This window comes from Enterococcus sp. LJL120 (assembly GCF_054871765.1).
The window spans coordinates 391,279-417,567 of sequence record NZ_JBTXLV010000003.1; the positions used below are offsets into that span (position 1 = coordinate 391,279).

Consider the following 26,289-nt stretch of genomic DNA (forward strand, 5'->3'; position numbering starts at 1 on the left):
AATCTCTTCAAAAACCTATAACAAGCTCTTCTTTCCACTTTTAAATTTCATTCAACAGTTCAATTTTCCCATCTAAAGGTTCACCGTTATTAATTTTATTTGATAAATCATCAATAAAAATCCGTCTATTGGTCTTGTTATAGAACTTTACACCCATTAGTTTGACAGAATCATTTTCACCGATTATTTCGATATCAGCGCCATTAATCGCCCCTAACATCTCTTCTTTCCAACTGTCTTCTTTAACACGGTCTTCGCCTTTTGGCTCAATATAAATTTGATAGACAAAATTTTCATCCGCTAAATAGAGAATAAAATCTGGCATAAATCCTCGTGGCCCGTCAAATTCAGTTAACTTAAATCGAGTTGCTTTTTCATCATTTCGAATAAGATAGATATCCTTGTAGGTTAACTGCAATTGGTCTATAAAATTCCCTAAAAGGCCTACCAAATCATACTCCAGATTATTCATGATAGCGTTAGTATAAACAAACCAATCTTTGCCTTTCATAGGATAGCTATCAATCCTTTGGGTAATATGTTGCCCTGTTTCAAATTTTGGCACAATAACTTCATAATCTTTCAAGGTTTGATTGATTGCTACAGGTTTAAAGACTTTTAGGCCGATTTCTTTTTTATAATTCCGGCGGATTTTATCCTCACAAAAGGCCAAAAATTTGTCGACTAACTCTAACTTTTCTTCTGGAAGTAAATCGGACACATTTTGTTCTTTAGGCAAAGAAACAGTGAGTGAAACTCCTTTAAAGTATCGCTCGCTACTCAGTAATTCAGTTGTCGATTTTAACATGGGTAAGTATTCCTTCAAATTTGAAAAACGATAAAATGGATTTCGTTGAATGGCTTTTTTGAAATAGCGTTTATCCACATTTAAGGCTTGCTCATGACGTTCAATTTTTTGAAATTGTTCTTTATCTTGAAATTTCACCTCAAATGTATTTCCTATATATTCCGTTATCCATTCCTTGGGAATAGTAAATTTATCTAACGAAGAGTAGTCATCGGGAGTAGTTGGCCGACTCTCATTAACGAATAATTGACCTTGTGTAAACACTTTTGTGTTTTTAAAACTATTCTTAATTTTTGTAGATAACAAGCGAACCGTTTCATCATTTGCTGTAATCAAGTTGACAGCGTTCATAGACTTCTCAAGATTTGCTAAATACCCTTTTTCATTTATGGTATGGTAATGAAGTGTTTCTAAAAATCTCAAATCATTATTGGTATTGTCAAATCTTCTTGTATAACTGCGCTTTTTCTCATATTCATAAGGATAATATCTTGCGCCACGACCAATTAACTGTGCTTCACTATCAGTAGCATTTCTTGTTGTACCGGCACCTTCTGAAATACGAACAATGTCATAAAGATTAAGTACATCCCAACCTTCGTTTAATTTCGCTACTGCAAAAATAACTCGAATAGGATTATTAACATTTTCTAAACTATTTAACAATACGGCATTATCCACACTTAACATATTTTTTTCATTGGCATTTAAAATATTTCGAGGTTCAAAGTCCTCTTGTATTTCTCGAATGATTGAATCTAAATCTTCGTTTAAGTAATAGGTAAAAACAATGTCCAAAGTAGAATTTGGAACCACACTTGCCTTTCGTTGCTTGATATAGCGTGTTAGTTCTTCAACTGAAAGTGATTCAACAATACCGTTAAATTCTTGTTGTTTCGATTCTGAAACCTTAATTTTGCTTGATTTAAACATGACAATTGGCTTGAAATAATTGATGTCATTTTCACGTGCAATTAATTTTCTAAATTGACTCAACAAAATGGCATCTTTTATTTTCATTTCATCACTATCTGTTGCTTGTAAACGTAACACATTTTTTGAAAAACCATCGGTCATAAATTGACCTAAATCATATTTATAGATAATTTTATCACTGTATTTTTGTGAAATTGATTTGTCATCCATATTGATTGTTGCGGAAAACTCCAAAAGTTTATTATTATTTCTCAAATACAACATTTTATTGATTGTACTCTCCCAAGAAGTCTCTTCTTGCTTTTCCTTTTTGGTAGAAGCATTAAAATGGTGCGCTTCATCACCTAAAATGATAATATCCTCATCCTCTAAACTTTCTAATGAAATTCCATTTTCTTTTGGATTGTTTAAATCACCATGGAGTTTTTGAATAGTAGATAATTTTAGATAAATTGTATGTTTATCTTTCACCTCTGGAAAATTTTCTACGGATTGAATAACTATTTTTTCTCCATCTATAAATAGTCCATTGGGATTAAAAAGATATTTTTCGGAGCTACTGTTTAGCATGTTTTCTTGAGTTTTTTTAATAATCGCATCTGTATTCACAAGAAAAATAAAATTTTGATACCCTAATTCTTTATATAAATATAAAATTAGACTTGCCATCACCATTGTTTTTCCAGAGCCAGTTGCCATATTAAATAAAAGATGCTTCCGTTGATATCCCGCATCACTAATCCCACTTGAATAGCGGTCATCTTGCATCAATTGAAATCTTCTAAATGCTTCATCTTGATAAAAACGTAGGTCATCTTTTAAATTTGTTTTTACATAATCAGGTACTTCATGGGGATTCATGGTATAAGAAATGGTTCTCATTTCTGTATCTAACCATTCATAAAGGCGTTCTTTTGCCATTATGCATCACCTCTTTTTTCATAAAAACTATAGTTAAATTCTTTGTCATTTTTAGAAATAATTATATCTTTATCTTCGATTTCTGAGAAGTTCACATATAGCTGATTTTTATCCAATGCTTTTTTGAAAATTTTCTTTTGTTCTTCGAAAGTTAGGTCATTAAAAGAAATCGAATCTTGCTCCTCAACCCGTTCCTTTAGTAATTCATTGGTTAGCTTTTCCTTATCTAATTGAAAATTTAAATCCGCATTATTGTCTAGCTCATTCCACAATTCAATTAATTCTTCTTTAGTAGTAGTTTGGTCTATTTTATCCATATATATTTGATTTAATTCCATTAGTTCAGCATATACGAATGAACCCCCACCTTGCCAATCAACATCTTTAGAGATTCCACCTTGTTCACCATCAATCACCTTTTGAAGTCGAGGAATTGAAACAGTATTAATGTAATCCATCTGTTCAATACCAATAAATTTTCTATTCATTTTCATTGCTACAGCTTGAGTGGTTGCTGAACCCATGAAGAAATCCAATACTAAATCATTTTCATTTGACCCTATATGAAGAATTCTTTGAAGTAATCTTTCTGGCTTAGGGGTTGAAAACATTTCATTTGATATTCCCAAAGTACGAGTTTCATTTTTGGCTTCCTGGTTATCTCCAACATCTTCTCTTTTCCAGATAGTAAGAGGTGTAACACCTTGCTTTACTTCAGATAGATATCGTTTCAATTGAGGTGCTCCAGTTCCATCTTTACCAAAATAGAATCTATTCTCTTCAAGATATCTTTTGGCAGTTTCAAAACTAAATCTATATGCACTACCTTCAGGTGGATAGTATTCAATCCCTGTTTTAGGATTCTTTATCGGAAAAACACCGCTTTGGGAGAAAGTTTTAACTAAAACATTATCAGACCTCCATTTGCCTCTACCATCATTATCATCGAATTTATAATATTTATTTTGTTTCTCGCCTCTTGGTAATAAATTAGGTCTCCAAATTTCTTTGTTTTTCGCATAAATCATGATAAAGTCATGGCTATCGGATAACCATTTTGAATCATTAGTAGGAGAATATCTTTTTTCCCAGATAACAGTATTTGTAAAATTGTCTCGTCCAAATATCTCATCACATAACACTTTTAAATATGCCTGTTCATCATCATCAATATTAATCCAAATACTACCATCTTCACTTAGTAATTCTTTTGCTATCTCCAAACGATTTTTCATAAAAGTTAACCACGTTGAATGATTAAATCTGTCATTATATTTAAAAGAATCACCACCAGTATTATACGGTGGGTCAATGTAAATCATTTTGATTTTCCCTTGATATCGTTCCTTAATTGAGTGTAATGCGATTAAATTGTTCCCTTTTATCACTAAGTTTTCTGATTCAGAAATAGTTGAAACTGGTTTTACACCGTCTTTGTTTACTATTTTTCCATCTTTTAAAATCTTTGCATCAAATAAAGTATCAATTTCATCCTTAGCAATTATCTCATTATAAAATATTTCTTCTTTCTTTTGTTCTTCCTTAGTCATGCCTCCCTCTAAAACAGTATCTTTATACGGAAACTCCAAAACAACATCAGTATTATATTGAATGTATCTTCCAGATGCGGATAATCCAAGTGTATTAGAGTATCTTGTATAGCTATTTGACCAATAATCTTTATATCTTAATAAGTCTATAAATTCCTCTACTTTAAAAATAGAGATTTCACCTGCTTGTATACTAAAAACCTCTCGAATCTTCTTATTCTTTAATAAAGCAGATATTAATAATACATCATAATTTCTCAAATCGTTTATAACCACAGCTCTTTGGAGTTCTTCATCTTGCCAATATTTGGGGTATTCTTTTAAAATTTTCCGAATTTGTTTCATTAGATTTGTATCCATATCATTAAACTCCCTTTTAACATCAATAAGTCTAATTATACCAAATCTAGTCCCTAAACACACTGGATTGAAAGCAACAACTATTATATAGTTATAGGAAAAAGGAGTTGACTTTATGGATTTATTTTGTCAATACATGTATAACAGTAATTCAAGCTTTTTGCCAATATTTGTCAGCAATCCTCCTGGCCCAGCTATTTTAATATGGTCGTGTGAGGATATAACGAAAATCTCTGGAATAACAGTTGTTGAATCAATTGAGTATTCACTTTCTCCAAACGAATATGCAAGAATTAATGACATTCTAAAACATTTTGAAATGTGCAATATTCCTAATTTGTATATAAAATATCCTATGAATATGGAATATTTAATTATCAACGGAACTAACTATGATATTCATGCTGGTGCTCATCTCATTTCTGAAAAATTTGGACTTCCTTTAGCAACTTCTTTTTTTACAAATGTGAAACCAGTCAACAATCTATCGAAGGTAACAGATTCTTTCCATACTTGGAGTCGGTCAACTTTTGATGGTATTAAGGTGAAGAAACAAGACTTGGATATGGTTGTCCTCTCTGAAAAAGATAATAGGATTTCTTGTCTTTTTGAGACTAAAAGAAGTGCGGCTAAGAAAGTTGGTCACTGGACTCCGTACCCTAATGATAAAAATAATTATCTTCAATTAATGGCGGTCAGCGATATGCTAGGCATTCCCTTCTTTACAGTACACAATGACCACCCAAATACAGATATACCTTTACAAAACGACTCTTTAGTTGATGTTTTTTCTTATAAGAATAATTCTGGAATGAGTTATGATGAATATGTAAACTCTACAAATCGTTTAATCTTACCTTGTGGAAAAATTCTGAAAAATTTACTTAACAGATAATAAAAAGAGATATCAGGGTCAGTTCTAAAATCTGATATCTCTTTTTATTGTATTATTCGTATAGACATTGCATTATCGTCTTAAGTTAAAATATCCCTAAGGGAACTAACTCCTTATTTTTAGGTCTATATGCTATCTTCCAAAAAGGAAATCCATATCATCTCTTATAATTTTTCCTAGTCCCCTTTAATTGATTAAATCTTTTGTTTTGGATATCTATTTCAATTGCCAATTTGTCTATACATTTTCCATCTAAAAAATCACTTCAAACGAGCCCATTTCCTATTTAGAGCATCTCCAACTTTCCATGAATGAAATCCCAGTTGATATCTTTTGTTTTCAATACTGGATTATCTATTTACTGCAATACTAATGGCTTCTTTCGCTAAAATATCTTCGAAGTGTTCTTTCTGAGATTTCAAGTTTATTTGAAATTTGCTTTTGAGTCATTTGTTTTGCTTTCCACAGTTTATACGCTTTCTCAATTTGTTTATCTGAGATTTTACTAGGTCTTCCGATTACTTTTACAGTTTTTTGTATACCTTTCGAGATATTTCTATTCTTAATAATTGACTGGTAGCAATTCAATAATTCATTCCCAGTTATCTCACTATAAATCACTTTAATTTGATTCCTAGCTTCTTCCACATCACTTCACCCCTCCTATAAAACTTTATGTCTGTTTTTTCACTTTGAAGTATTAGGACAAAAAGTTAAATCTATATCACCTCTGATGTCATCTTTATTATCACCTGTTCCATAAATTTCAGATGACATTTAGAACTTAAAAAATGAAATAGTCCTTTCAAAAGACATTTTTACTCTTCATTTTTTAAAATGAATGTTCCGAACATCTTTACAATATTTGCAAAAAAATAGGACATAAAGTTGCCCATTTTCTTTTGCAATTAATCCAACTATTTGTCCTCTTTTAATATCTTTTTTAATAGCTGAATTAAAAATGTATTTACTTCATTTTGTTCAGATAACCTATTCAATATGTAATTAATTTTATTTTTATCAGTATTTGTTAATTTCATTTCACTCCCTCCTAAATTTTCATAAATGGCACTAAATAATCCATTTCCAAGATTTTTTCAAGCATTAAAACTGCCTGATGATTAAAATCTTTTTGACTACTTTCATCTAACTGATAATTACTATTTTCCATCAATGTAATCAGTTCTCGTATGATTTCTTTCTCTTTGTTGTTCATGGCCTCCCTCCTCATAATTGTTATCCTATAATGTTGATTGAACACTTATTACCTTTACTTCTTACTTTTCTTTTATTCATTTCTACTGCTATGTGTATATAGAGAATTTGCTTTAATTATTTTTTATTTATTAAGTTCTAAATAAGTATAGCATCCAAATTATAATGTTGTTGGATTTTTTTATCATCTGCTATCGTTATTTTATTTGCTTAGTATTTACACGTGCCTTGAGATTTCAGTTATTGTAATCCAGCAGATTTTAAATTGTGGAAATCCAATAGTTGCAACTAGTTCCATCGAAATGCTTTTGTTAAATTTTTTTTCAAAGCATAAGAACGCCATAAATGTAGTTATTTAATAATGGCCTTTTCAGAAATATTTCAAACTTTATTTTCTTCACTGAACTAATGTCTCAAACTTAATAACTGATTACGTGTCGCCACCAGTCGAGCCGTGTGCTATCAAAAAATGGTTTTGGCATAATTATACCTTTCCGTTGATGAATACCTTAAAACGGCTCCCAGAGAATATAAAAAAAGGAGACTATAAATGTCCCCTTTTCTAATTTTAATATGTGTTTCTCATTTTGCACATAGGTTGTTTAGCTAGTTTAGAGCAAGCGCTGCATTATTTAGATTAGATTCTGCAGACCATACAGCATATTGTGTAGCATCAGCATTCAATAGCATTGATTTTGCGTTATTAAGTGCATTAATTAAATTACTATATGACTCAGAACTATAATTTCCTTGTGCGACTCCATCCCATCTATCGACTAGTGCCTGTAATCTTGTTTTATCTACAGTATTAGATGCAATTTTTAAATTTAATACAGCATTATTTAGGTTAGATTCTGCAGACCATACAGCATATTGTGTTGCATTAGCATTCAATAGCATTGATTTTGCGTTATTAAGCGCATTGACTAAATTATTATAGGTGTCTGAAGTATAATCTCCTTGTGCAACTCCGTCCCATTTATCAACTAATGCTTGTAATTTTGTTTTGTCTACAGCATTAGATACAGTTTTCAAACTTAATACGGCATTGTTTAAGTTAGATTCTGCAGACCATACAGCATATTGTGTAGCATCAGCATTCAATAGCATTGATTTTGCGTTATTAAGCGCATTGATTAAATTATTATAGGTTTCTAAAGTATAATCTCCTTGTGCAACTCCGTCCCATTTATCAACTAGTGCTTGTAGTTTCGTTTTATCGATTGTATTGGAATTATCTGCGTTCACTCCGTACCAACCAATCCCTTCGTCTTGCCAACCAAGAGGTACGAGATTGTTTACTTCATTTCTGCTTATTGTGTAATGATGCGTTCCAATTGAAACATTTGGATTAAACAAGCGATATAAAGGAACTTCTTTGCTTGTTGAAGAATACCAGCCAATACCTTCTTGTTTCCACCCAATTGTGCTTAAAAAATTATACTCAGATAATGAAGTTGTATAATGATGGTCGCTTGAATTTGGATTATACAGGCGATAAACTGCATCTCCTATATTTGGAGCTGTCCATCCAATTCCTTCATCTTTCCATCCCAAATTGACCAAATTTATTTTTTCTGCCGTGCTTGCGGTATAGAAATGTTCTCCAGAATATGGATTATATAAGCGATTCATTGTCTGTGCAGCTGAAGCATGATTCGCAAATGCAAACAACCCCAGCATGGAAATTCCTGTCGTCAATAAAATTTTATTTTTCATGAATTTTACTCCTCTGTTTGTTTTTAATTAAAAATTATCTTTGTTGTATATAGAATTTGCCTTTTTCTCTTTGTATCTCATGAAAACCGGTACGGCAATATAGACAACGGCAACGGGCAAACAGAATACATTTAAAGCCATCAAAATACCTGTAAAAATATACAACGTATTAAACCCATTTGAACCACCAACCTTATCCCACCCATTTTTTAAAACAATTGTATTCAAGATAAAAATGAGAATCCCCGTCACAAAATTCATTTTTAGAAAAAATGATGTATCATGAGAAAAGATTGAGCTAATCCAAAGGATGACCATGATTGCTTGGCAAACAAATGTTGCATAATAGCCTAGCTTTAAAAGTGCTCGAACAAATCCAAAACTATTTTGTTGATTTTCTTCTTCCAAAGTTTTTCTCCTCCTTTACTTTTTGTATTTATCCTTTTGAACTCCATTCACAGATTTAAAAGCAGACAGTGGTTTCTCCACTTTTTTACCACGTTCTTTCCAAGATAGTCGGTCTCCGCTAAATCCGATTGCCGACATAGCAGAAACCTCACCGTCCATAGAGTGTTCCTCTCGTTTTCCATTCGCTAAAACGAAAACTAACTTTCCTTCCTCTACTGCTAATCGACTTGCATTTACTGCATCTTCTAAATTTTCTAACTCATAAAATGCCATTAAAATCTCTTCCTTTCTACCTCATCCTTTTGAAAATTAGTTAGGTCTAGCTGTGAAACATTTTATTGCTCTATTAATCAGTTGTTTTATAAAAATCGAAAAAAGGGCAAAAAAAGAAGCTCATGAAAATCGGAGACCCAATCTTCACAAGCTTTATGTAGATGTTATATTTTTTTAAGGTAATACTCTATAAAACAACTGATTAATGCATTATTGGTACACGATGACCACTAACATAATTATTTTACCATCTTATTTCAATTCTTCAAATAGATTTTTACCTTCTCCGCTGTATGTTCGCTTTCTTCAAATATTTATATGCTGTGGAAGATTTAATACCGCAACGATTAGCAATTTCTTCAACTGTTAAAGAATTCAATTGGTACAATCGAATTAATTTATTGTATTGTTTTTTTGTGATAGGCGGTCTACCTAGTATTTTCCCTTTTTCTTTGGCACGTTGTAGGCCGATAATAACCCGTTCTCGCGTATTAGAAACCTCATATTCATTAAAGCTGCTCAATATTTGAAAAAACATTTTTCCGCCGATTGTGCTTGTATCGATATGGTCGATTAAGCTAACATAATTAACGTCTAAATCCATTAAGTCTTCAATCGTATTGACTAAAGTTCTAAATTTTCTTGAAAGCCTATCATTCTTAAACACAACCAGATACACGTTGTTAACATCATCATTGGCCAATCTTATCACATGACTCAACATTTTTTTAAACTCTGGTCTGTTATCATTTCTACCGCTACCATGCTCAGAATAAACGAAATCACAACCTTGTTGTTCCATCATTGCTATTTGATTTTCTAACGACATCTCTTGCTTATCGTCTGTACTGACTCTGCAATATCCCACCTTAATTATTTTCTTTTCTACTTTCTTTTTTCTACTCATATTGAAACCTCCTTCTGTTGATACTTTATATTACAAGTTTCAATCAAAAAGAAGTTTCACTATATCTGATTTTTCTCATTCTAAGTTAAGTTTGTGAAGGATTTTTTTTGCATATTGTTTGTTTGTATATTTATTATCATCAGAGCGATAGATATCCAAATCTAAATATGAGGATATTTCTATTAGTTTAGGTTTTACTGCAGATACTTTTGTTCCGTTTTCTATCAATCTAACTCTATTCTCATTATTATTCTCATAATACAAAGCGAATACAGTTCCATCTAAAGCAAATACATAGTTCCTAAACTCAATATCTTTAGTATCTGTGAGGCCTAATTTTTTTAATATTTTACTTGAGTATAATCTATTTGTGATGGCATCACCCCCACTACCAGAATAGGTAACAGGAATTCTCAGAAGAAAACACATATTTCTTAATTCCGGTTTCACTGATTTAACAAGTTTTAGATTCTTTTGTAGCCGTATCAAATTATTATTTTTAAACATTCCATATAGAGTACCATCAATTGAAAACTCATAATAATCCATGGAAGCTAAATCTACATTAGTGGAAACTACCAGTTCTTTCTCAAAGCCAGACCCTTCTGATAAATATTTTTTTTGATTACTTAGTTTACTTTGACTAATGGCATATTTTCCTCTTTCAACCATTAATTTTCTGGCATCTTTTACACTTGCATCAAAAAGTGTAGTAATATTTGCTGTATCTGAGATTCTTAAAATCACTACATGGTCTACTTCATCTAAAGTGTTTTTATTAAAGAAAAACTGATGGGAGCCGTTAGTAGAACTAGTTGTCTTTACACTTATCCTCTTTCCATCAGGTGCTTTTACATCAAAGCCAGATTGATTTGTGTAAATTGCCATTTCACCGTTGTATTTATTGGCAACATATAGTTCTCCAATTCTACCAGTTAAATGACGAAGCTCGCCAAGTGGAGCACCACGTTTCAATTCTTTTTTTAGAAATTCAATATTTTCTTTTAAAGATTCACGAATATCTTCTGGAGTCATCATTATTCATCACCCCTATGCTTTTTAATTAATGTTACCAGTTCTTTTTGTCCCAAACCACCCTTTAAAAGTTTTTTTTGTTCAATAATTTTATCAAGGTATTGTCGTTGATTCAGATTTAATGGTTCTTTTTCAAGCTTTTTAAGATTCCTATCAATTCTGTTTAGCTCCTTTTCGATATTTTCTGCTGTGGATTTCTTTTTTAGAAGTGAAATATTTTGTTTAGTGCTACCAACTACACCAATTAAATTTTTCAACAGGCCTTTATATTTTTGCAAGTACTTATACGTAGCCACTTTGACTAAAGATTTTTTTATAGTCGTACAATATTTATCAAATTTCTCATTAGTATAATATTCATCAGTTTTAAAGGTATCTAATTGCTCTGCTTCTTCAGTGGTTATTCCTAACATCTCAATAATCTTTTGCTTATTAGGCATGATAAAATAGTTACCTTTATTCTTTTGGTTATAAAAGTTCTTAATTATATTATCAAGTTCATACTCTTCAAGGGGTGATGTGAACATTTTGTTTATCTCTTTGATATTCTGGTTACCCATCTGCATGATTCTCAAAAAGGTATTTCGCTTGCCTTCAATATTATAGTTTCTCATCTTTAGCCAATCTTTTAGAGCCTTAACACGGTTGACAGTCAAACTCCAATTCTCCACACTGTGAGTAATTTTTTTGCTTTTTTTAACTTCCGTATTTAAATTATAAAAACTTCCGTTTTTAAAATAAATTTCTTTCCAATACTCTTTCCATTCTATTTCTTTTTTGAAATAAAACTCAGTGATATTATAAGAATTTTGTGGTTGGTACTTAACGATTGAACTCATACAAATAGCTTTGCTGTTTCTTTTATTATTTATTGTATACGGTAAACGAAGATATTTTTCTTCAGATATTGCGTTGCCATCAGCACTTAAATCATTGTTGATATATTCAATGATTCTCTTCCATTTTTTTAAAAAAGAAGTTTTGTATTTTCCACTTAGTATAATAAAAGGTCGCAATTTCCATATAATGTGATAACCATGGCCACTACTAATTATAAAAGAGGGTTCGGGCAAACCTTTTTCGGCTATCCTTGCTTCTAATTCTTTTGCAGTTAAATCATCCTCATCTACATCTGCCCATAAACAATTCAAAATAGCGGTGTTAACTTTGCTCTTGCCTGTTGCAGTAAGCTTAAAAATGTTTGGCGTATAGTAGATGTTCTCTAAGTTGTTACTGAACTCATTTTTTAAATAATCTTGGAATGTTCCCTTTTTTAGCAGTTCCGCAATATTAATATTTACTTGTACCAGTTCTTCTTTGAATTGTATATTTTTTGTTAAATAAATTTTGTGTCTGTCAACCCCATCATATAAATCAGCAAAGAATGTAGAGATTACATTAGCAACTTTTCTTTGGTCTATAACTGTTTCAGTAGTGTAGTTTTGGGCAACTTGGTTCAGCTCGTCTATTAACTGAAAAATATTTTTTGCCCTGAATGGTTTATTTGTTAGAATTTTATCTGTGTTTGAGTAATCTCGTTTTTGTAAAATATCTGGCCGATAATCTTTGTTGTGTTGTAAAGGGTCAACTATATATTTTTCTGGAATTCCATTACTACCCATTATTATTTTCATATAATCATCTCGACTCAATTTTTCCTCATTAGTTGTTATCTTAATCACTTCCTTTCTGTTTAGATATTCGTATTACCAAAATTTTGCTTCTCTTTATCTAATGACTAACACTTCGTTTTTAGTTGCTATATATATTATACTTATATCAAACTGTTGACTCAGTTTGATAGGTTCACCTAAGTGTTTGCTAGTTTAAATCTTACTTTCATGTGTATCATTGATGATTAAAGATTTGAGAATGGTTCCTGTTGATAAATTTAGTTTGAACTACAACGTGTCACAACCAGTGCCGTTTTGGGTAGTTTTGAAATAACTTTGGTATAAATGAACCTTGTTATCTTAAAACGACCCAGAATGGCTCCCAGCAGTTTTTGTGCGGATTAGTATTTCTTGTTATTATCCCTCTTCTACTTCAAAATATTTTTGGTAAATATCTGCATCTCCATGCTCTTCAAGGAAATCCTTAGCATCTTCTTCATCGACCAAATACAATTTTTCCGAACTAGAAAAAGTACCTGTTGCAACCTGCAAACCGTAATCAGAACTTGATTCTCCTTCACCGAAAATAAACCACTGACCCTTTTTACTCAAATATAACTCTTCATGAATGTACTTTGCATCATTTCTATATCCATAACTCCAATCGGCAATTAAAATTGCCGTTTCCGTACTATAAATTTTTCCTTCTATAATTTTTTCCATTTCCTATTCCTTCTTTCTTTTTCTATTTTCATATGTTATTTTCATTTTTAGATATTCTAAATAAACTCACCATGGTTTCTTAGTGTTGTAACAGCATCATTTAGTACATGATAATAAAGTAAGTCATGTATCAGTTTTTCAAGGTCTCCTTCTTGATGAATAATTGCCATACAATTATTCACATACTTTTGAGAGAGTATACCTTTCCTAACTGCCACTACTTCATTTTTTTGTGAATCACTAAAATAAAATGTGATTTTTCTTTCTTCAAGATTTTTTTGCAAAACAACCCGATTTGATGTTAAGAAGTCCCGTTGGGTATTAAAGTCTTTACTAATGGTTCCATTGCCGTACACAGATTCCAACATAATCTCTGTATCAAAAAAGAAAATGTTATCAGTCCTAAAACTAATAATTGGCAAATTATGATTGAAAATCCCTACATGGACTTTGAGTAGTCCATTCTTAAAAGCTCTTCGTTCTTTTGAGCAAATGTTTGGCATTGCAATTAACACATTGATTCCTTGGTCATTGACTACTACTTGACCACCTTCATAATGTTGAGAAATACCTTGAATGGATTCTCCTACCTTATAAATTTTTGAAGCAACAAAATTATCATCTAAATGCTTACTGATACTGTTAGAAATTTGCCTGAAACCCTTTAGATTCTCATCTAACTTATACACTGAAACCACATCACCACTATCTTTATCAATAAATTCTATTGTTCTTCCATTCCCCACTATAAATAATGGATTAAATATTCCATATTTTGCTTGTAATGCATTTTCACCTAAAGTTTCAATATTTTCTTTTTCAAAAATTTCAATCATTTTATTTCCCCCTTTTCTGTAATGTAATTTCTACTAATTCAATAGTTGCTACAGTTCCTTTACTACCTACATAAACTATAAGTGCCTTCAACTTTGTTGGCTTATCTTTGTTCACCACCCATTTCCTGTATTCTTTTGTTGTCATTTGTTTTGCCATTTTTAATTCCCTCTTTCTATTTTTAATTAGTGTTTTCATAGCTCCTTTCATTTTTGGGCAGCATAAATAGACCTAAGTTTATAAAATACTACCTAATACATTTTTCCTCCTTTCATTATTTTGGTTTAAGCTAAACAGCTATGATTGCTTTAACCTATGTATGTATTATGTATGTAGTATTTGGTTAAAAGGTTGAGTGTTTGTTTTATTATTATGTTTTATTGTTAGTTTATAGCTCTTCTAATGGATTTTTTTTGTTATCTTATCTACGTCTACACTGTAGCTCTCATCAAATTTCTTTTCAAGTCTTTTTTATCATTTATTTGGAATTTTTATCAAAAAAAAGAAGTAAACTAACGGGACAACTTATGCAATTTTTTTGAACTGTTGAGTCAGTTATTTTAGAAACATTTCAGTAGAGGAATAATTCTTCTTTTGACGAATACTAATTATTAAGAAAATCTTAAGAAAAGATAGAAAGACCTAATTTAACCCAAAAGATACTTCTAAATAAACAATGGTACCAACAGGAATTTTTTCTGTTGGTACCATTGTTAGTCAGTTTTTATTTGGTAAATGGTAAATTGTAGCTAAGACTAATTTTTGCATTCACCAACAATAACTAGTTTAATAGGGGATATCAATAATAGTGTACTTAGCGAATGGAAATTTGTTCCGTATTTATATTAAGGATTGTTCCGCATTTATCTATTTTCTTGTTGTGAACCTTGTTTTTCCAACTTTTTAATTATCTCTACATGCTTGTAAATTGTATCTTTTTTGGAATGATTCAAAATTTTGGCAATTTCCTTTGGCTCTTTATTCCCTTGTAAATAAATCTTTTTTACTTCTTTAAAAAGTTTCGAATTAGGTTCTTTAACTTCTTCAATAAATAGCTCCGCATAACACCGCTCAAAATATCGATTTAAAGAGATTTTGAGTTCTGAAGGTGTCAAAGAATTAAATCGGACCTCTACTTTTTTAATTTTAGGTTTACCATCTTCCCCTAGTTTAGGATGCCCTTCTTTATCTGTATCTTCACATTCTTTACTATAAGTAGCATAATCCAAAATACCTAGTATATTGTCTTTACCTGTTACAGAATTTGTTTTGCTGTAAATATCACTATATTCAAATTCTTCAATAATAAACGGATTCCTTAATAATTGGGTTAATTCTATCAGACCAATCTGAATTGAGTTTTGAATAGTTTTATTTAATCCATTAGGTATTTCCTGAGATAAATTCAAATTTAATTTTGTAAGAAGAAGGCTTCTCTCTTTGCCAGAAACTAAATGAATGTATTTCCCAAATAGTTTCTTTGACTGAATGATAATATCATCCTCTGGATAATCGGTTATTTCAGATAAATAAACAAGGTAACCAAAAACTTTTGCCAATATTTTATAGTAATATCTTACTTGATTTAGTTTATTGTCAGATACACTTTTTCTTTGTACCAATAATTTTTGAGCCTTGTCTTCATAAGAAAGTAGAACTTTAGCAAGTTTCTTTAAATAGTTCATATATTTAATTTGAGCATCTTGCTTTTCAGCTATCGTTTTATTTTTGTAATTCGCAAAAGCTCTATAACCATTCTTGTAAAAGTTAATAGCTTCATCAATATCAATATTAAATGGTGCTAATGTAAGGTAGTAAAACCTAACCACTTTATCAATGATAAATTTACCTTCACCTTCAAGTTTTTTAATTTCTTTAGAAATTGGAATTTTTAGTTTCTTGATTTTACTTGTGTGTTTGTGTAAAGCTTTTTTCATTAAAACGTGGTTTTTGGGAGAAATATTTTCCGAATAATAAATACTTAAAAAGTCGTGGTAACTCAGAGCATCTCCTTGAAAAAGAATTGGTTCGTTCAGTAATAAATCATCTTCCTTTTTCTGTAATTCCTCAATTTCTTTATAATTGGAAAACAGTTTAAAAATTTTGTCTGGACTTAGACGACTCGTTCCAAAAATTCTATGGAATTCAAAAGAATCCATGTAGTGTCCATAAAATCCGATTAGAAAACTCAATTCATCTTGGGTCAATTCTTTAATTTCAATATTCAACTTACCGAACTTACTTGAAATGGCAGTTAAAGATTCTCTACAATAAGATATTCTCGTTTCATAGTCTAATGCATAGATATAATTTGTATAGTTTTCTTCAATCAAATTTTCAAATTTTTGATAAATGAAACTCTTTTCAATTTTAAAAGGTTCTATGATGTTTATTGGGAAAGGCCGAGTTCCAATTAATCCTTCTACGCTATATAATCTTGAAATGGAAAGTTGATACATATATCTATCAATTTCTGATGCGATAAATTTCCGACCGTTTTCCATCAACGCTAAACTTATAGCTCCTGACCCTGAAAAACTATCCAAAACTTTATCATCTGGTTCTGTAAATCGTTGTATGATTTCTTCAATAACTTTTGCTTTTTTTGTTGTTGAATGTATTCTGCCATCTCTATCTCTTATTACAGAGTCTTCGTTAACTGAGGCGTATATTTCACGAGATTCTTTTTCTAAATTCAGAAATTTTTTGGTTTTTGGGTTAGTATCAATATTGTTAATCGCTATGATTAAGTATTCTGAACCTTGATAGCTACCCATTGTTGATTTATCTTTTCCCTGAGCTCTTAGAGAAGTTGAGTTTGATTTTGTCCATTCAACATAGCCAACAACCGTAAAATTAAATAGGTCTTCAGGATTAGCATATTGAGGTAAGATGTTAGTGTAATCAAAAAATAGGTCCTCGTTTGACAGGTCTATCTTTATTTCGTCAAAAGCAGTTTGAATTACATCTACATTTGAGTAATCATTAAAAATCATGACAACACTCTCTTCATGTAAAATAGGCATTAACGATTTTAGGTAATTATAAAAATATCTACTTCGGTCAGTAACAGTAGCTTTATCGTCCCAACTCGCCATACCAATGAAATATGGAGGGTCTGTTAATACAACATCTACAGTGTTATAACCTAATTCAAGGCTCTTATGTAGTTCCTCGTAACCAACATTGTAAATCTGATTGAATTCTGTATTTCCAAGTTTTAACTCATGTAATTTTTCTTCACTTTTATCGAAGCCTTCAAGCTCGTAGTATCGTCTTAAAGCCTTAATATCAATGGAAATGTATTCTTTTATAAAGTCAGAAATATTATCTAAATTTAAACTTTGTAGCTCTGGATATTTGTATTCAAATTTCGACTCATTCGACTCATTTGTACTAAGAGCATCGTTAAATTTTCTCTGTAATTCTTCAATTTTATTTTCTGTCTCTATGATTTTTTCTTCATGTAAGAATAAATCAATATGTAGAGAATTGAATTCATCTTCATCCATCAAAGCATAAATATCATGCAAGTCCCTCAAGCTTTTAAGTTCTATTTGCAATAACTCTAATTGTTCAATTGTTTTGTTTACATTATTAATAGCTTTTTTTTCTTCAGAAGTTAGTTCTAAATAAAGTTTATCGTTAAGAAATTCTGATACTGAGGAATTATAAACATAGAAGTACTTATTTGATAAACTTTCAAAAGTTTTATCAAAACCTAAAAAAGCATGATATAAATTTGGATGCTGAAAATCTTCATTTAGAGTGGCTCTATATTTATTGATGGCAAATTCAATTGCTTCTTTTAATTGAACCTTCAATCTTTGGATAAGCTGCTTGTTATTTTCTTTAAGTGTTTTATCTTTTGTTTCAATAAAAAAATTCTTTGAAACTTTATCTTTAATAAGTTTATCTAATTGTTTTTCATATTTTTGAATCATCAAACTGCTAACATAATCCTTTTCCGCCAAGGAAATCACCTTTATTCCGTTTTTATTCCATTTTATCATTAAAACGATTACAAGCGTTATCATTATCAATAATTTGCCTTGAATTAAGAGCATGATTATCACTAGCGTTTTCATCTGCTATATATATTATACTTATATCATTTTGTTGACTCGAAATGATATGATTCATGTACTGACCAGTGACTTTATTCCTGATTGTTTATGATATGGTTTATATCGTAGTGATGAATATGAGGGAGAGGATTGGATAAAAAAAAGAAGCCAGCTGGCTTCTTTTTAAATTTCTATTTTGATTTAGTGGTTTTATTTGCTGTCTGTTTAAGTTTCAATGAGTCAGATTTATCTTTTTTAGCTGACTTGTTGTCTTTATTAATAGTAGATAATTCTATATTATCATCCAACTTGTTTTGAGAATTGCTACTTTTGTTGACTTCAGATACTTGAATTAATGCCATTTTGGCATCGTGATTATCTTCCGTATTCGTTTTTAATGAAGTTCCGTTTTTATCAATACTGCTTGCTATTATTTTCAAATCTGGTTTAAGATTAGCAAGGGTATTACAAGCATCTTGGAACCCTTTTATCAATTTTTTATTATCATCAGTTAGTTCCGATTCACTAAACTTGATAGATGTAACATCTTGTAAATAGTTATCTGTAAGCTTTAATAGCGTATTAGCTTTGTTGATAGAGTAAACCATTACAGACTTTCCATCTTTTTTGACAATCCTAAATCCTTCTTCTTTTCCTTGTTGAACTCGAGTAAAAATGCCACTTAAAACACCTTTTCTTTCAATACCATTTGGCTTAATTAACTGAACTTTTAAGGTAGCAATACCAATAAGCTCTTTCCATAGTTCGCCGTGTGTGCGTCCTTTACCGTCACTTAGAATACCTTTCAAAGCTAATTTAACATTTGAAGTTGTTGACATATGAATCATCCTCCTATTTTTAACTTATTTAACGTCTGTAGGATAGCTCTGTATGTTATCTGTAGCAAGTCTTTTTTTAAATGAAATCTATTATGTCAACATTGTTATTTGTTTATCCTTAAAATCTTAGTTATTTATACCGTTTCAAAATACAAGGAAAAACGGTAAAGTCTACTCAAAAGTCTACTCATGAAGAAAAATCTTAAATGTTGTCTACTCTCTTATTATACTCATAATTTTATTTTGACTTACGGTCCCAAGAACTAGAAAATTTTGGAGAGTAGAAAGTCTACTCAAATAGTCTACTCAAGAGTCTACTCAATTTTTTTTATTTTTGGTTAAAAATGTAGAGTTGACACAAAAAATCACGAAAATTGAATAACAAAAGAAAAACAAAAAATAGTCTGAAAATCCTAATTTAATAGGGTTTTACAGACTATTTTATAAAGCCACTTAACGGGCTTGAACCGTTGACCTCATCCTTACCATGGATGCGCTCTACCAGCTGAGCTAAAGCGGCGTAGTGATTGAACACAAGATATAGGATAACCAAGAAGGCGATTGTTGTCAATGCTTTTAGAAAAAATATTTTTGAGAAACAATTTTTTTCTAAAAGTTTGGCGTAGTTTAAGTTTTCTTTGTTAAACTTATTTTGGATTTATCTTATCGAAGTGCTTTGTTAAGATTAAAAAAAGGATGTGAAGCGATGTATCCGAAAACTCAGGCATTGATTCAAAAATTTATGGCAGAAGGAATTTTCCCAGGAGCCGTTTATCAATTTAGAACCCCAGAGGCCGTTGAGCACCAAGCCCTTGGCTGGCGTCAGCTATTACCAAGTAAAGAAAGTATGGAGCTTACGACTATATTTGATGTCGCTTCTTTAACAAAGGTTATTTGTACGACAACTGTTGTTTTGCAGTTGTTAGAAAAGGGGAAATTGCAGATAGATGCGCCATTGAAAAAATATCTTCCAGAATTTGAAAATGATAGCATTACTTTGCGGCATCTTCTGACCCACACGTCAGATATTCAGACTTATATTCCTCAGAGAGATCAGCTGACGGCTTTAGAATTGCGTCAAGCATATTACCAATTACAGCCGGGAGCTGATTTAGGGAAAAAAATGCAGTACACGGATGCAGGCACTATTTTATTAGGTTTTATGCTGGAAAAAATTTTTCAAAAACCGGTAGTGACGATTTTTGAAGAAGAAGTTTTACGACCATTGAAAATGGCAGATAGCGGCTTTTTACTTACTGATGTCAGTCTTGTAGCACCGACAGAAAATCATCCGCAGTTAGGCATTTTGAAAGGTGTGACCCATGACCCGAAGGCGCGAGTTTTAGCAGAGCATGCTGGCAATGCCGGCCTTTTTACAACGTTAGGTGATGTCAGTAAATTTACGGAGATGTATTTAAATTTTGGTGAAACGGAATCGGGGCAATTTTTAAAAAAGACCACGATTACTGGACTGTTGCAAGATCAGACACCTTTAAAAAATGTCAACCGTTCCTTAGGCTGGGATATTCGTTATCAAGGGACTGCGGGAAAACCAATGTTATTTCACACAGGTTATACGGGGACTTTTATCTTGATGGACTTGCTTGCCGGTACTAGTTTCATTTTTTTATCGAATCGAGTGCATCCCCTTGATCAACGAAATCAATACATTGAAAAACGCAATCAGTTGTTGACAGTTTATTTAGCTGAGCTACAGGAAAATAAACCGTTTTAAGAAAAGCTGTGGTATAATTTTCGAGGAAAGTAAAGCGATTTAGATGTTTTTTATTAGACAATGAAGAAAGAGGAGTCAGTCATGGAACCATTATTTTTAAAACCAGTTTTTCAAGAAAAAATTTGGGGCGGCAACCGTCTGCATACGGTGTTTGGCTTTGATTTACCCAATGAAAAAATTGGCGAAGATTGGGCAATCAGCGCTCATCCCCACGGCGTATCTACCGTTGAAAATGGCAAGTTCAAAGGGCAGCGCTTAGATGATTTATGGCAAGAGCATCAGGAACTATTTGGCCATTCAAGTGAACCAGTGTTTCCTTTGTTAACCAAAATTTTGGATGCAGAAGATGATTTATCTGTACAAGTTCATCCAGATGACGCCTATGGAATGGCCCATGAAGGGGAACTTGGGAAAACTGAATGCTGGTACATTATCGATGCGGAGCCTGGTTCGGAAATTATTTACGGACACCACGCAAAAACACGGGAAGAATTGGCTGAGATGATTCATGAAGGCCGTTGGGATGATTTATTGAAGCGAGTGCCGGTTAAAAAAGGCGATTTCTTTTATGTGCCTAGTGGGACAATTCATGCGATTAACGAAGGAATTTTAATTTTAGAAACGCAACAAAGCTCAGATACCACTTATCGGGTCTATGATTATGATCGCAAAGATGATCAAGGTAATCCGCGGGAGCTCCACATCCAACAATCAATCGATGTGACGACGATTCCTGGTGACACGTCAATTTTAAATGTCAAGGAAGTGCGGCAAGGACAATCCTCAATCATCACGTATATTGAATCAGCTTTTTTCAATGTCTATGAATGGCAAGTGGCCGGCAGTCTTACCGTTAAGGCCCATGCACCGTATACGCTGATGACCGTGACAGACGGCGCCGGTCAATTAGTCATTGACGGTCAAGAATATCCGTTGACAGCTGGCAGTAGTTGTATTATTCCTAATGGTATCGACGAGTGGAAAGTCAAAGGGGCAATGATTGTGATTGCTTCTGAACCTGGAAAAAAATAATTTAGTTTCAGAATGAATAAAAAAGCAGCACTGGGGTCGGTGCTTTCCAAAGGTGGAAAGTTCCTTGCCTAGTGCTGCTTTTTACTAATTGCTGGTGGCTGCTTCCTCTTGAAATTCTTTTGGTAAATCAAGCGGCTCGCCGTATTTATTTTTTAAAGCTGTTTTAATAAGGCGGATGGCTAATTTTTCATTGCGGGATAAAATCGGTCCGTGGAAATAAGAGCCATACACATTTTTATAAATCACGCCTTCAGATTGGTCCTCACCATTATTGCCTTTGCCTTTAACAACATTACCCAAAGGACGCTCACCTTCGCCTAAGAAGGTGCGGCCGTTATGATTTTCAAAGCCGTAATAAGTTTCGTTAAACTCTTCGTTGTGAATCACAATATCCCCGATAAAACGATTGTTGTCTTGGCTCAAGGTGTAATGGTCGAGGGCGCTGATGCCGGGAATTTTTTCGCCATTAGCCCCAGTGTAATAATGGCCTAATAATTGATAACCGCCACAGATTGCTAGCATCACCCGATTATTTTCAATATAGCGGATGATATCTTCTTTTTTAGCTTGAATGTCATTAGAAACAATCGATTGTTCGAAGTCTTGACCGCCACCGAAAAAAACGATATCGTATTTTTCCGGATCAAACTCTTGGTGGATACTAACAATTTCAGTGTTCAGGGTGACGCCCATTTTTTTAGCATAGTATTGCAGCATCAAAAGATTGCCATTGTCGCCGTAAGTGTTAAGTAAATTCCCATAGAGATGGGCGAGGTTTAATTGATAATCAGCCACGGTCCATTCCTCCTTTTATATAACCTTTTTGAGCTAGCTCTTTGCGCAGCTGTAAAACAGCGGTGTAGGTCGCTAAAATATAAACATGTTCAGTTGGTAATTGTTTAATATCTTCAATGACTTGGCTTAAGGATTCTTCTTCCTTAATTTTTTCTTCTGGCAGCCCGGCAACTTTTAAGCGCAGCGCCATATCATGATGGCGGTCGCCCCCTGCAATAATTTCTGGAATGTTGCGCTTAGCCAGCGCCTCATAATCGCCATCCCAAATCCAGCTGACATCAATCCCGTCTGCATAATTGGCATTTAATAAAGAGACGAGGGAGAAATCATAAGGTGCTAAATTAATCATATCAATCACTTGGTTTAAGCCGACCGGATTTTTAACTAAGACCAATGTGCAGTGTTTGCCTTCAATCGTAAATTCCTCTTGACGGCCAAAAACTTTTTCATCATAGCCTAAACCTTGACGAATTTTTTCCGGTGCCACGTTATAATATTCGGCCACAGCTGTTGCGGCAAGAGCGTTGTAGACGTTATAAAGGCCACCGACTTCAATACCGTATTGTTCATCATCAATCACAAAATCAGCCGAAACATTATCCATCGCAGTCATTTTTGTTAATTGATAATCCAGCTCAGGACGATGGAAGCCACAGTTCGGGCAATAATATTTGCCGAGATTAGCGTAGGTAATCATTTTATAATGCAAAATGTGATGGCAGGTAGGGCATAAAACACCATCGGTATTGTAGTGGGCCATCTGTTCTTGATCAGGCTCGTGATTAAAGCCATAATATTTGCGGGGATTAACAGTTGCCACTGAATTAAAAATGGGCGAGTCGCCGTTTGCTAAAATCGGCGCTGTCGGTGATTTTGCCGCCCCTTCGACAATTAAGCGATAAGTCGTATAGATTTCGCCGTAGCGGTCCATCTGGTCTCTAAAAATATTCGTGAAGACAAAGAGCTCCGGTTTAATGTATTCAGTGACCTTTGCTAGGCTGGCTTCGTCGATTTCTAAAACGGCGAATTTTTCACCCTTTTGCTTTTTCGCATTTAAGAAGGTGGAGACAATTCCTTGGGCCATGTTGGCACCGGTAGGATTGGTTAAAACCTCAGGGAACTGCTGTTTTAAAATATTTACAGTCAAGGCAGTGGTTAAAGTTTTGCCATTGGTGCCGGTGACTACCACGACTTGATAATCCTTTGATAAACTATTTAAAACATCAGGGTCAATCGTCAAAGCTAATTTCCCCGGAAAGCTGGAACCGCCTTTGAAAAAAGTTTTTAAAACCCATTGCGAGGACTTTCCAGCAGCGATTGCCAGCTGACTGCGTAGACTCATAGTGTTCCCTCCATCAAACTTTCATAAATTCAACTTATCTTACCACATTCATTTCAAAAACTTAAATGCTCTTTCTCTAGCTTAAGAAAAAGCAAAAAAATCATGACCGGCTTAACCGATAATGATTTTTTCTTGAGGATATTTGTAGCCACTGTCTCGGCGTTCCTTCGGGATAAATAACAAAAGGGTATAGAGCATACCGATTCGACCGATAAACATCAAAAGCGCGATGACTAATTTTCCCGTCATGCTTAATTCTGCGGTGATGCCCATTGAAAGACCGGTCGTCCCAAAAGCGGAGGCAACCTCAACAATGATGGCAATTAATGATTGTTCTTCGGTGGCGGTTAAAAACAAGACGCAACCAAAACACATGCCCAAAGAAAGCATAAAGACGACCATTGATTTGCGGACATCATCATCGGGAATTTGGCGGCCAAAGGCATTGACATTTTTTTCTCCCCGTAGAAAAGAGATAATGTACAGTCCTAAGATGGCGACTGTCGTGGTTCGAATACCACCGCCGACAGAACTAGGCGAACAGCCGACAAACATCAAAAGTGAGAAGAAAATCAAAGTGGTCACTTGAAAATCACTTAAAGGATTAATTTGCAGGCCGGCATTACGGGTGGTCATCGAATAAAACATCGAAGTCATCCACTGCTCTATCGGCCCCTTGTCTAAGAAGAAATGGTCTTTTTCTAATAAGAAAATCGCAATGGTGCCGGCAATAAATAAGACAAAAAAGGCCAGAACGGCTAATTTGGTGAACAAAGAAAAACGAAACGGAATCGGTGTCGGCTGCTTTTTATAAGCCAGCCACTCGCGAAACTCCATAAGAACAGGAAAGCCAATGCCGCCGATAAAAATTAAAAACATAATAATACTTAAAAAGAAATAATCGTGGGCAAAGGGAGTAATCGATTCTCCTGTGACATCAAAGCCGGAGTTGGTGACGGCTGAGATGGCTTGATAAAAGCCATAGAAGACTGCATCCCAAAAATTTCGGTAATAGCCTCTAAAGTAGAAATACAACGAAAAAATGCCACCGAAAATAACTTGGAAAAAGACAATAATCCCAAAGGTGATGCGAATCAGACGGACAATGCCGCTAAGCTTGGTTTGGTTCATATCGGTCATAATCAGCTGCCGTTGCTTTAAGGATATTCGGCGTTTGGAGACGATAAAGAAAAACGTCGAAATCATCATAATTCCTAGCCCACCGATTTGAAAAAGGACTTCTAAGAGGACTACACCATTTTGATTGAAAACATCGTTAATATTAAAGGTGGTCAAACCGGTCACGCTGACGGTGCTGACCGCCATGAAAAACATGTCAATAAAGGGCTGGTGACTGTCCGGTTCCCGAAAAATCGGCAGGTAAAATAAGAGCAGGGATAACAAGGTCATCACCACATAATACATCACAATTATTTGGATGGAGGTAAAATGTTTGGCCGAAAAAAGCTTTAAGGCCCGTTGTTTTTTGCGAATAAAAGTCGTTACACTCATCTTTAAACTCCTTGCAGGTTCTTGTCACCAGTATAACAGATTTAATAAAAAAATTTAGGGGAACACCGCAACAACGAAATAAGTCGAATTGTTTCAAAAAAATGCCTGAATGCGCTAGTATTTAATTGTGACAAGAAGAATTTCATTATAAGAATTTTTCTTAATATGATTAAAAAAATAAAAAGGGGTTTGAGAAACATGAGAAAATTTAATTTAGGTTATTTCATTTTGGGATTATTATTTATCTTCATCTCCATTATTTCCTTTAGAGATCCCGCTAGTAATTTAGTGGCTTTGGTGGTCTTTTTTGCGGTGATGGCAATCTTGAAGGGGATTTTTGAAATTGCGATTCGCCGGCCGCTGCAAAATACTACTGGCGGTAAAGGAACTTTCGTATTAGTGATGGGGATTATCGATATTATTTTAGGAATCTTCCTTTTGTTCAACATGTCAGCCGGCGTATTGGCTTTGCCAATTATTTTCGCTATTTGGTTTATTATTGATTCCATCGGTGAATTGATGATTTCCAGTGCCTTTAAAGAAGTCAGCACCGGATACTACTGGTTTATGGTAATTGTCAACATCTTGGGAATTATTTTAGGCTTTATCTTACTCTTTAATCCGCTATCAGCTGCCTTGACGCTAGCCTTTTTAGTCGGAATTTACTTTATGATTACCGGCATTACTTATCTAGTGGCGGCCTTTTAATCGATAACAGCGCAAATCTTCAGCAGGGATGTTACAATCCTTGTTGAAGGTTTTTTTATTTT

The 26,289-nt window shown here is 33.2% G+C and carries 23 protein-coding genes and 1 tRNA gene; 4 read left to right on the plus strand and 20 right to left on the minus strand.

The genetic code is table 11. The features are described from left to right. Nucleotides 1-40: 40 nt before the first annotated feature. Nucleotides 41-2,665 (minus strand): DEAD/DEAH box helicase family protein, encoded by a 2,625-nt coding sequence (locus ACYSNU_RS07120; protein WP_461736484.1) that lies wholly within the window; start codon nt 2,663-2,665, stop codon nt 41-43. Beyond that, nucleotides 2,665-4,575 carry a DNA methyltransferase gene (locus ACYSNU_RS07125; protein WP_461736485.1) on the minus strand — a complete coding sequence of 637 codons (1,911 nt, stop codon included), beginning with the start codon at nt 4,573-4,575 and terminating at the stop codon, nt 2,665-2,667. The genes ACYSNU_RS07120 and ACYSNU_RS07125 overlap by 1 nt, the downstream gene beginning before the upstream one ends. 115 nt (nt 4,576-4,690) lie before the next feature. Here ACYSNU_RS07125 and ACYSNU_RS07130 point away from each other — a divergent pair, with 115 nt between their 5' ends. Continuing rightward, entirely contained in the window at nt 4,691-5,470 is a 780-nt protein-coding gene (locus ACYSNU_RS07130; RefSeq protein ID WP_461736486.1) for a hypothetical protein, read from the plus strand. 369 nt (nt 5,471-5,839) lie between these two features. Here the strand turns inward: ACYSNU_RS07130 and ACYSNU_RS07135 are convergent, their stop codons facing one another. The 15 genes from ACYSNU_RS07135 to ACYSNU_RS07205 form a co-directional block, all read right to left on the minus strand. Beyond that, nucleotides 5,840-6,118, minus strand: a complete 279-nt coding sequence (locus ACYSNU_RS07135; protein WP_461736487.1) for a helix-turn-helix domain-containing protein — start codon at nt 6,116-6,118, stop codon at nt 5,840-5,842. Nucleotides 6,119-6,387: 269 nt separating this feature from the next. Next, on the minus strand, nt 6,388-6,510 hold the full coding sequence (locus tag ACYSNU_RS07140; RefSeq protein WP_461736488.1) for a hypothetical protein: 123 nt from the start codon (nt 6,508-6,510) through the stop codon (nt 6,388-6,390). A gap of 11 nt (nt 6,511-6,521) precedes the next feature. Beyond that, nucleotides 6,522-6,686, minus strand: coding sequence for a hypothetical protein (locus ACYSNU_RS07145; protein ID WP_461736489.1), 165 nt, complete (start codon nt 6,684-6,686; stop codon nt 6,522-6,524). A 605-nt stretch (nt 6,687-7,291) separates the two neighbouring features. After that, a complete protein-coding gene (locus tag ACYSNU_RS07150) occupies nt 7,292-8,404 on the minus strand; it encodes a hypothetical protein (RefSeq protein ID WP_461736490.1) in 1,113 nt (370 codons plus the stop codon). Nucleotides 8,405-8,431: 27 nt separating this feature from the next. Further along, entirely contained in the window at nt 8,432-8,812 is a 381-nt protein-coding gene (locus ACYSNU_RS07155) for a hypothetical protein (RefSeq protein WP_461736491.1), read from the minus strand. A 15-nt stretch (nt 8,813-8,827) separates the two neighbouring features. Then, nucleotides 8,828-9,085: a hypothetical protein gene (locus ACYSNU_RS07160; RefSeq protein ID WP_461736492.1), complete on the minus strand. Its 258-nt coding sequence runs from the start codon at nt 9,083-9,085 to the stop codon at nt 8,828-8,830. A 277-nt stretch (nt 9,086-9,362) separates the two neighbouring features. Further along, nucleotides 9,363-9,992, minus strand: a complete 630-nt coding sequence (locus ACYSNU_RS07165; RefSeq protein WP_461736493.1) for a recombinase family protein — start codon at nt 9,990-9,992, stop codon at nt 9,363-9,365. Between the two features lie 75 nt (nt 9,993-10,067). Next, entirely contained in the window at nt 10,068-11,030 is a 963-nt protein-coding gene (locus ACYSNU_RS07170; protein WP_461736494.1) for a DUF6998 domain-containing protein, read from the minus strand. Then, nucleotides 11,030-12,679 carry a hypothetical protein gene (locus ACYSNU_RS07175; RefSeq protein WP_461736495.1) on the minus strand — a complete coding sequence of 550 codons (1,650 nt, stop codon included), beginning with the start codon at nt 12,677-12,679 and terminating at the stop codon, nt 11,030-11,032. The genes ACYSNU_RS07170 and ACYSNU_RS07175 overlap by 1 nt, the downstream gene beginning before the upstream one ends. Nucleotides 12,680-13,057: 378 nt before the next feature. Then, a complete protein-coding gene (locus ACYSNU_RS07180; protein WP_461736496.1) occupies nt 13,058-13,363 on the minus strand; it encodes a hypothetical protein in 306 nt (101 codons plus the stop codon). Between the two features lie 56 nt (nt 13,364-13,419). Continuing rightward, entirely contained in the window at nt 13,420-14,199 is a 780-nt protein-coding gene (locus ACYSNU_RS07185; RefSeq protein WP_461736497.1) for a hypothetical protein, read from the minus strand. 1 nt (nt 14,200) lies between these two features. Next, entirely contained in the window at nt 14,201-14,356 is a 156-nt protein-coding gene (locus tag ACYSNU_RS07190; protein ID WP_461736498.1) for a hypothetical protein, read from the minus strand. A gap of 704 nt (nt 14,357-15,060) precedes the next feature. Continuing rightward, entirely contained in the window at nt 15,061-18,171 is a 3,111-nt protein-coding gene (locus tag ACYSNU_RS07195; protein ID WP_461736499.1) for a DNA methyltransferase, read from the minus strand. 284 nt (nt 18,172-18,455) lie between these two features. Beyond that, nucleotides 18,456-19,103, minus strand: coding sequence for a hypothetical protein (locus tag ACYSNU_RS07200; protein ID WP_461736500.1), 648 nt, complete (start codon nt 19,101-19,103; stop codon nt 18,456-18,458). A 447-nt stretch (nt 19,104-19,550) separates the two neighbouring features. Continuing rightward, nucleotides 19,551-19,623: transfer RNA gene (locus tag ACYSNU_RS07205), tRNA-Thr, on the minus strand. A 186-nt stretch (nt 19,624-19,809) separates the two neighbouring features. Here ACYSNU_RS07205 and ACYSNU_RS07210 point away from each other — a divergent pair. Next, nucleotides 19,810-20,838, plus strand: a complete 1,029-nt coding sequence (locus ACYSNU_RS07210; protein ID WP_461736501.1) for a serine hydrolase domain-containing protein — start codon at nt 19,810-19,812, stop codon at nt 20,836-20,838. Nucleotides 20,839-20,919: 81 nt separating this feature from the next. Beyond that, a complete protein-coding gene (gene manA, locus ACYSNU_RS07215) occupies nt 20,920-21,870 on the plus strand; it encodes a mannose-6-phosphate isomerase, class I (protein ID WP_461736502.1) in 951 nt (316 codons plus the stop codon). Nucleotides 21,871-21,954: 84 nt separating this feature from the next. Here manA and ACYSNU_RS07220 read toward each other — a convergent pair whose 3' ends face one another. From ACYSNU_RS07220 to ACYSNU_RS07230, 3 genes are all read right to left on the minus strand, one after another. Continuing rightward, nucleotides 21,955-22,665 carry a type 1 glutamine amidotransferase gene (locus ACYSNU_RS07220; RefSeq protein WP_461736503.1) on the minus strand — a complete coding sequence of 237 codons (711 nt, stop codon included), beginning with the start codon at nt 22,663-22,665 and terminating at the stop codon, nt 21,955-21,957. After that, nucleotides 22,658-24,007, minus strand: a complete 1,350-nt coding sequence (locus tag ACYSNU_RS07225; RefSeq protein ID WP_461736504.1) for a MurT ligase domain-containing protein — start codon at nt 24,005-24,007, stop codon at nt 22,658-22,660. Before ACYSNU_RS07225 ends, ACYSNU_RS07220 begins: the two co-directional genes overlap by 8 nt. A 111-nt stretch (nt 24,008-24,118) precedes the next feature. Next, entirely contained in the window at nt 24,119-25,519 is a 1,401-nt protein-coding gene (locus ACYSNU_RS07230) for a TrkH family potassium uptake protein (RefSeq protein WP_461736505.1), read from the minus strand. Nucleotides 25,520-25,717: 198 nt separating this feature from the next. Here ACYSNU_RS07230 and ACYSNU_RS07235 point away from each other — a divergent pair, with 198 nt between their 5' ends. Next, nucleotides 25,718-26,227 (plus strand): HdeD family acid-resistance protein, encoded by a 510-nt coding sequence (locus ACYSNU_RS07235; RefSeq protein WP_461736506.1) that lies wholly within the window; start codon nt 25,718-25,720, stop codon nt 26,225-26,227. The last annotated feature ends 62 nt before the right edge of the window (nt 26,228-26,289 follow it).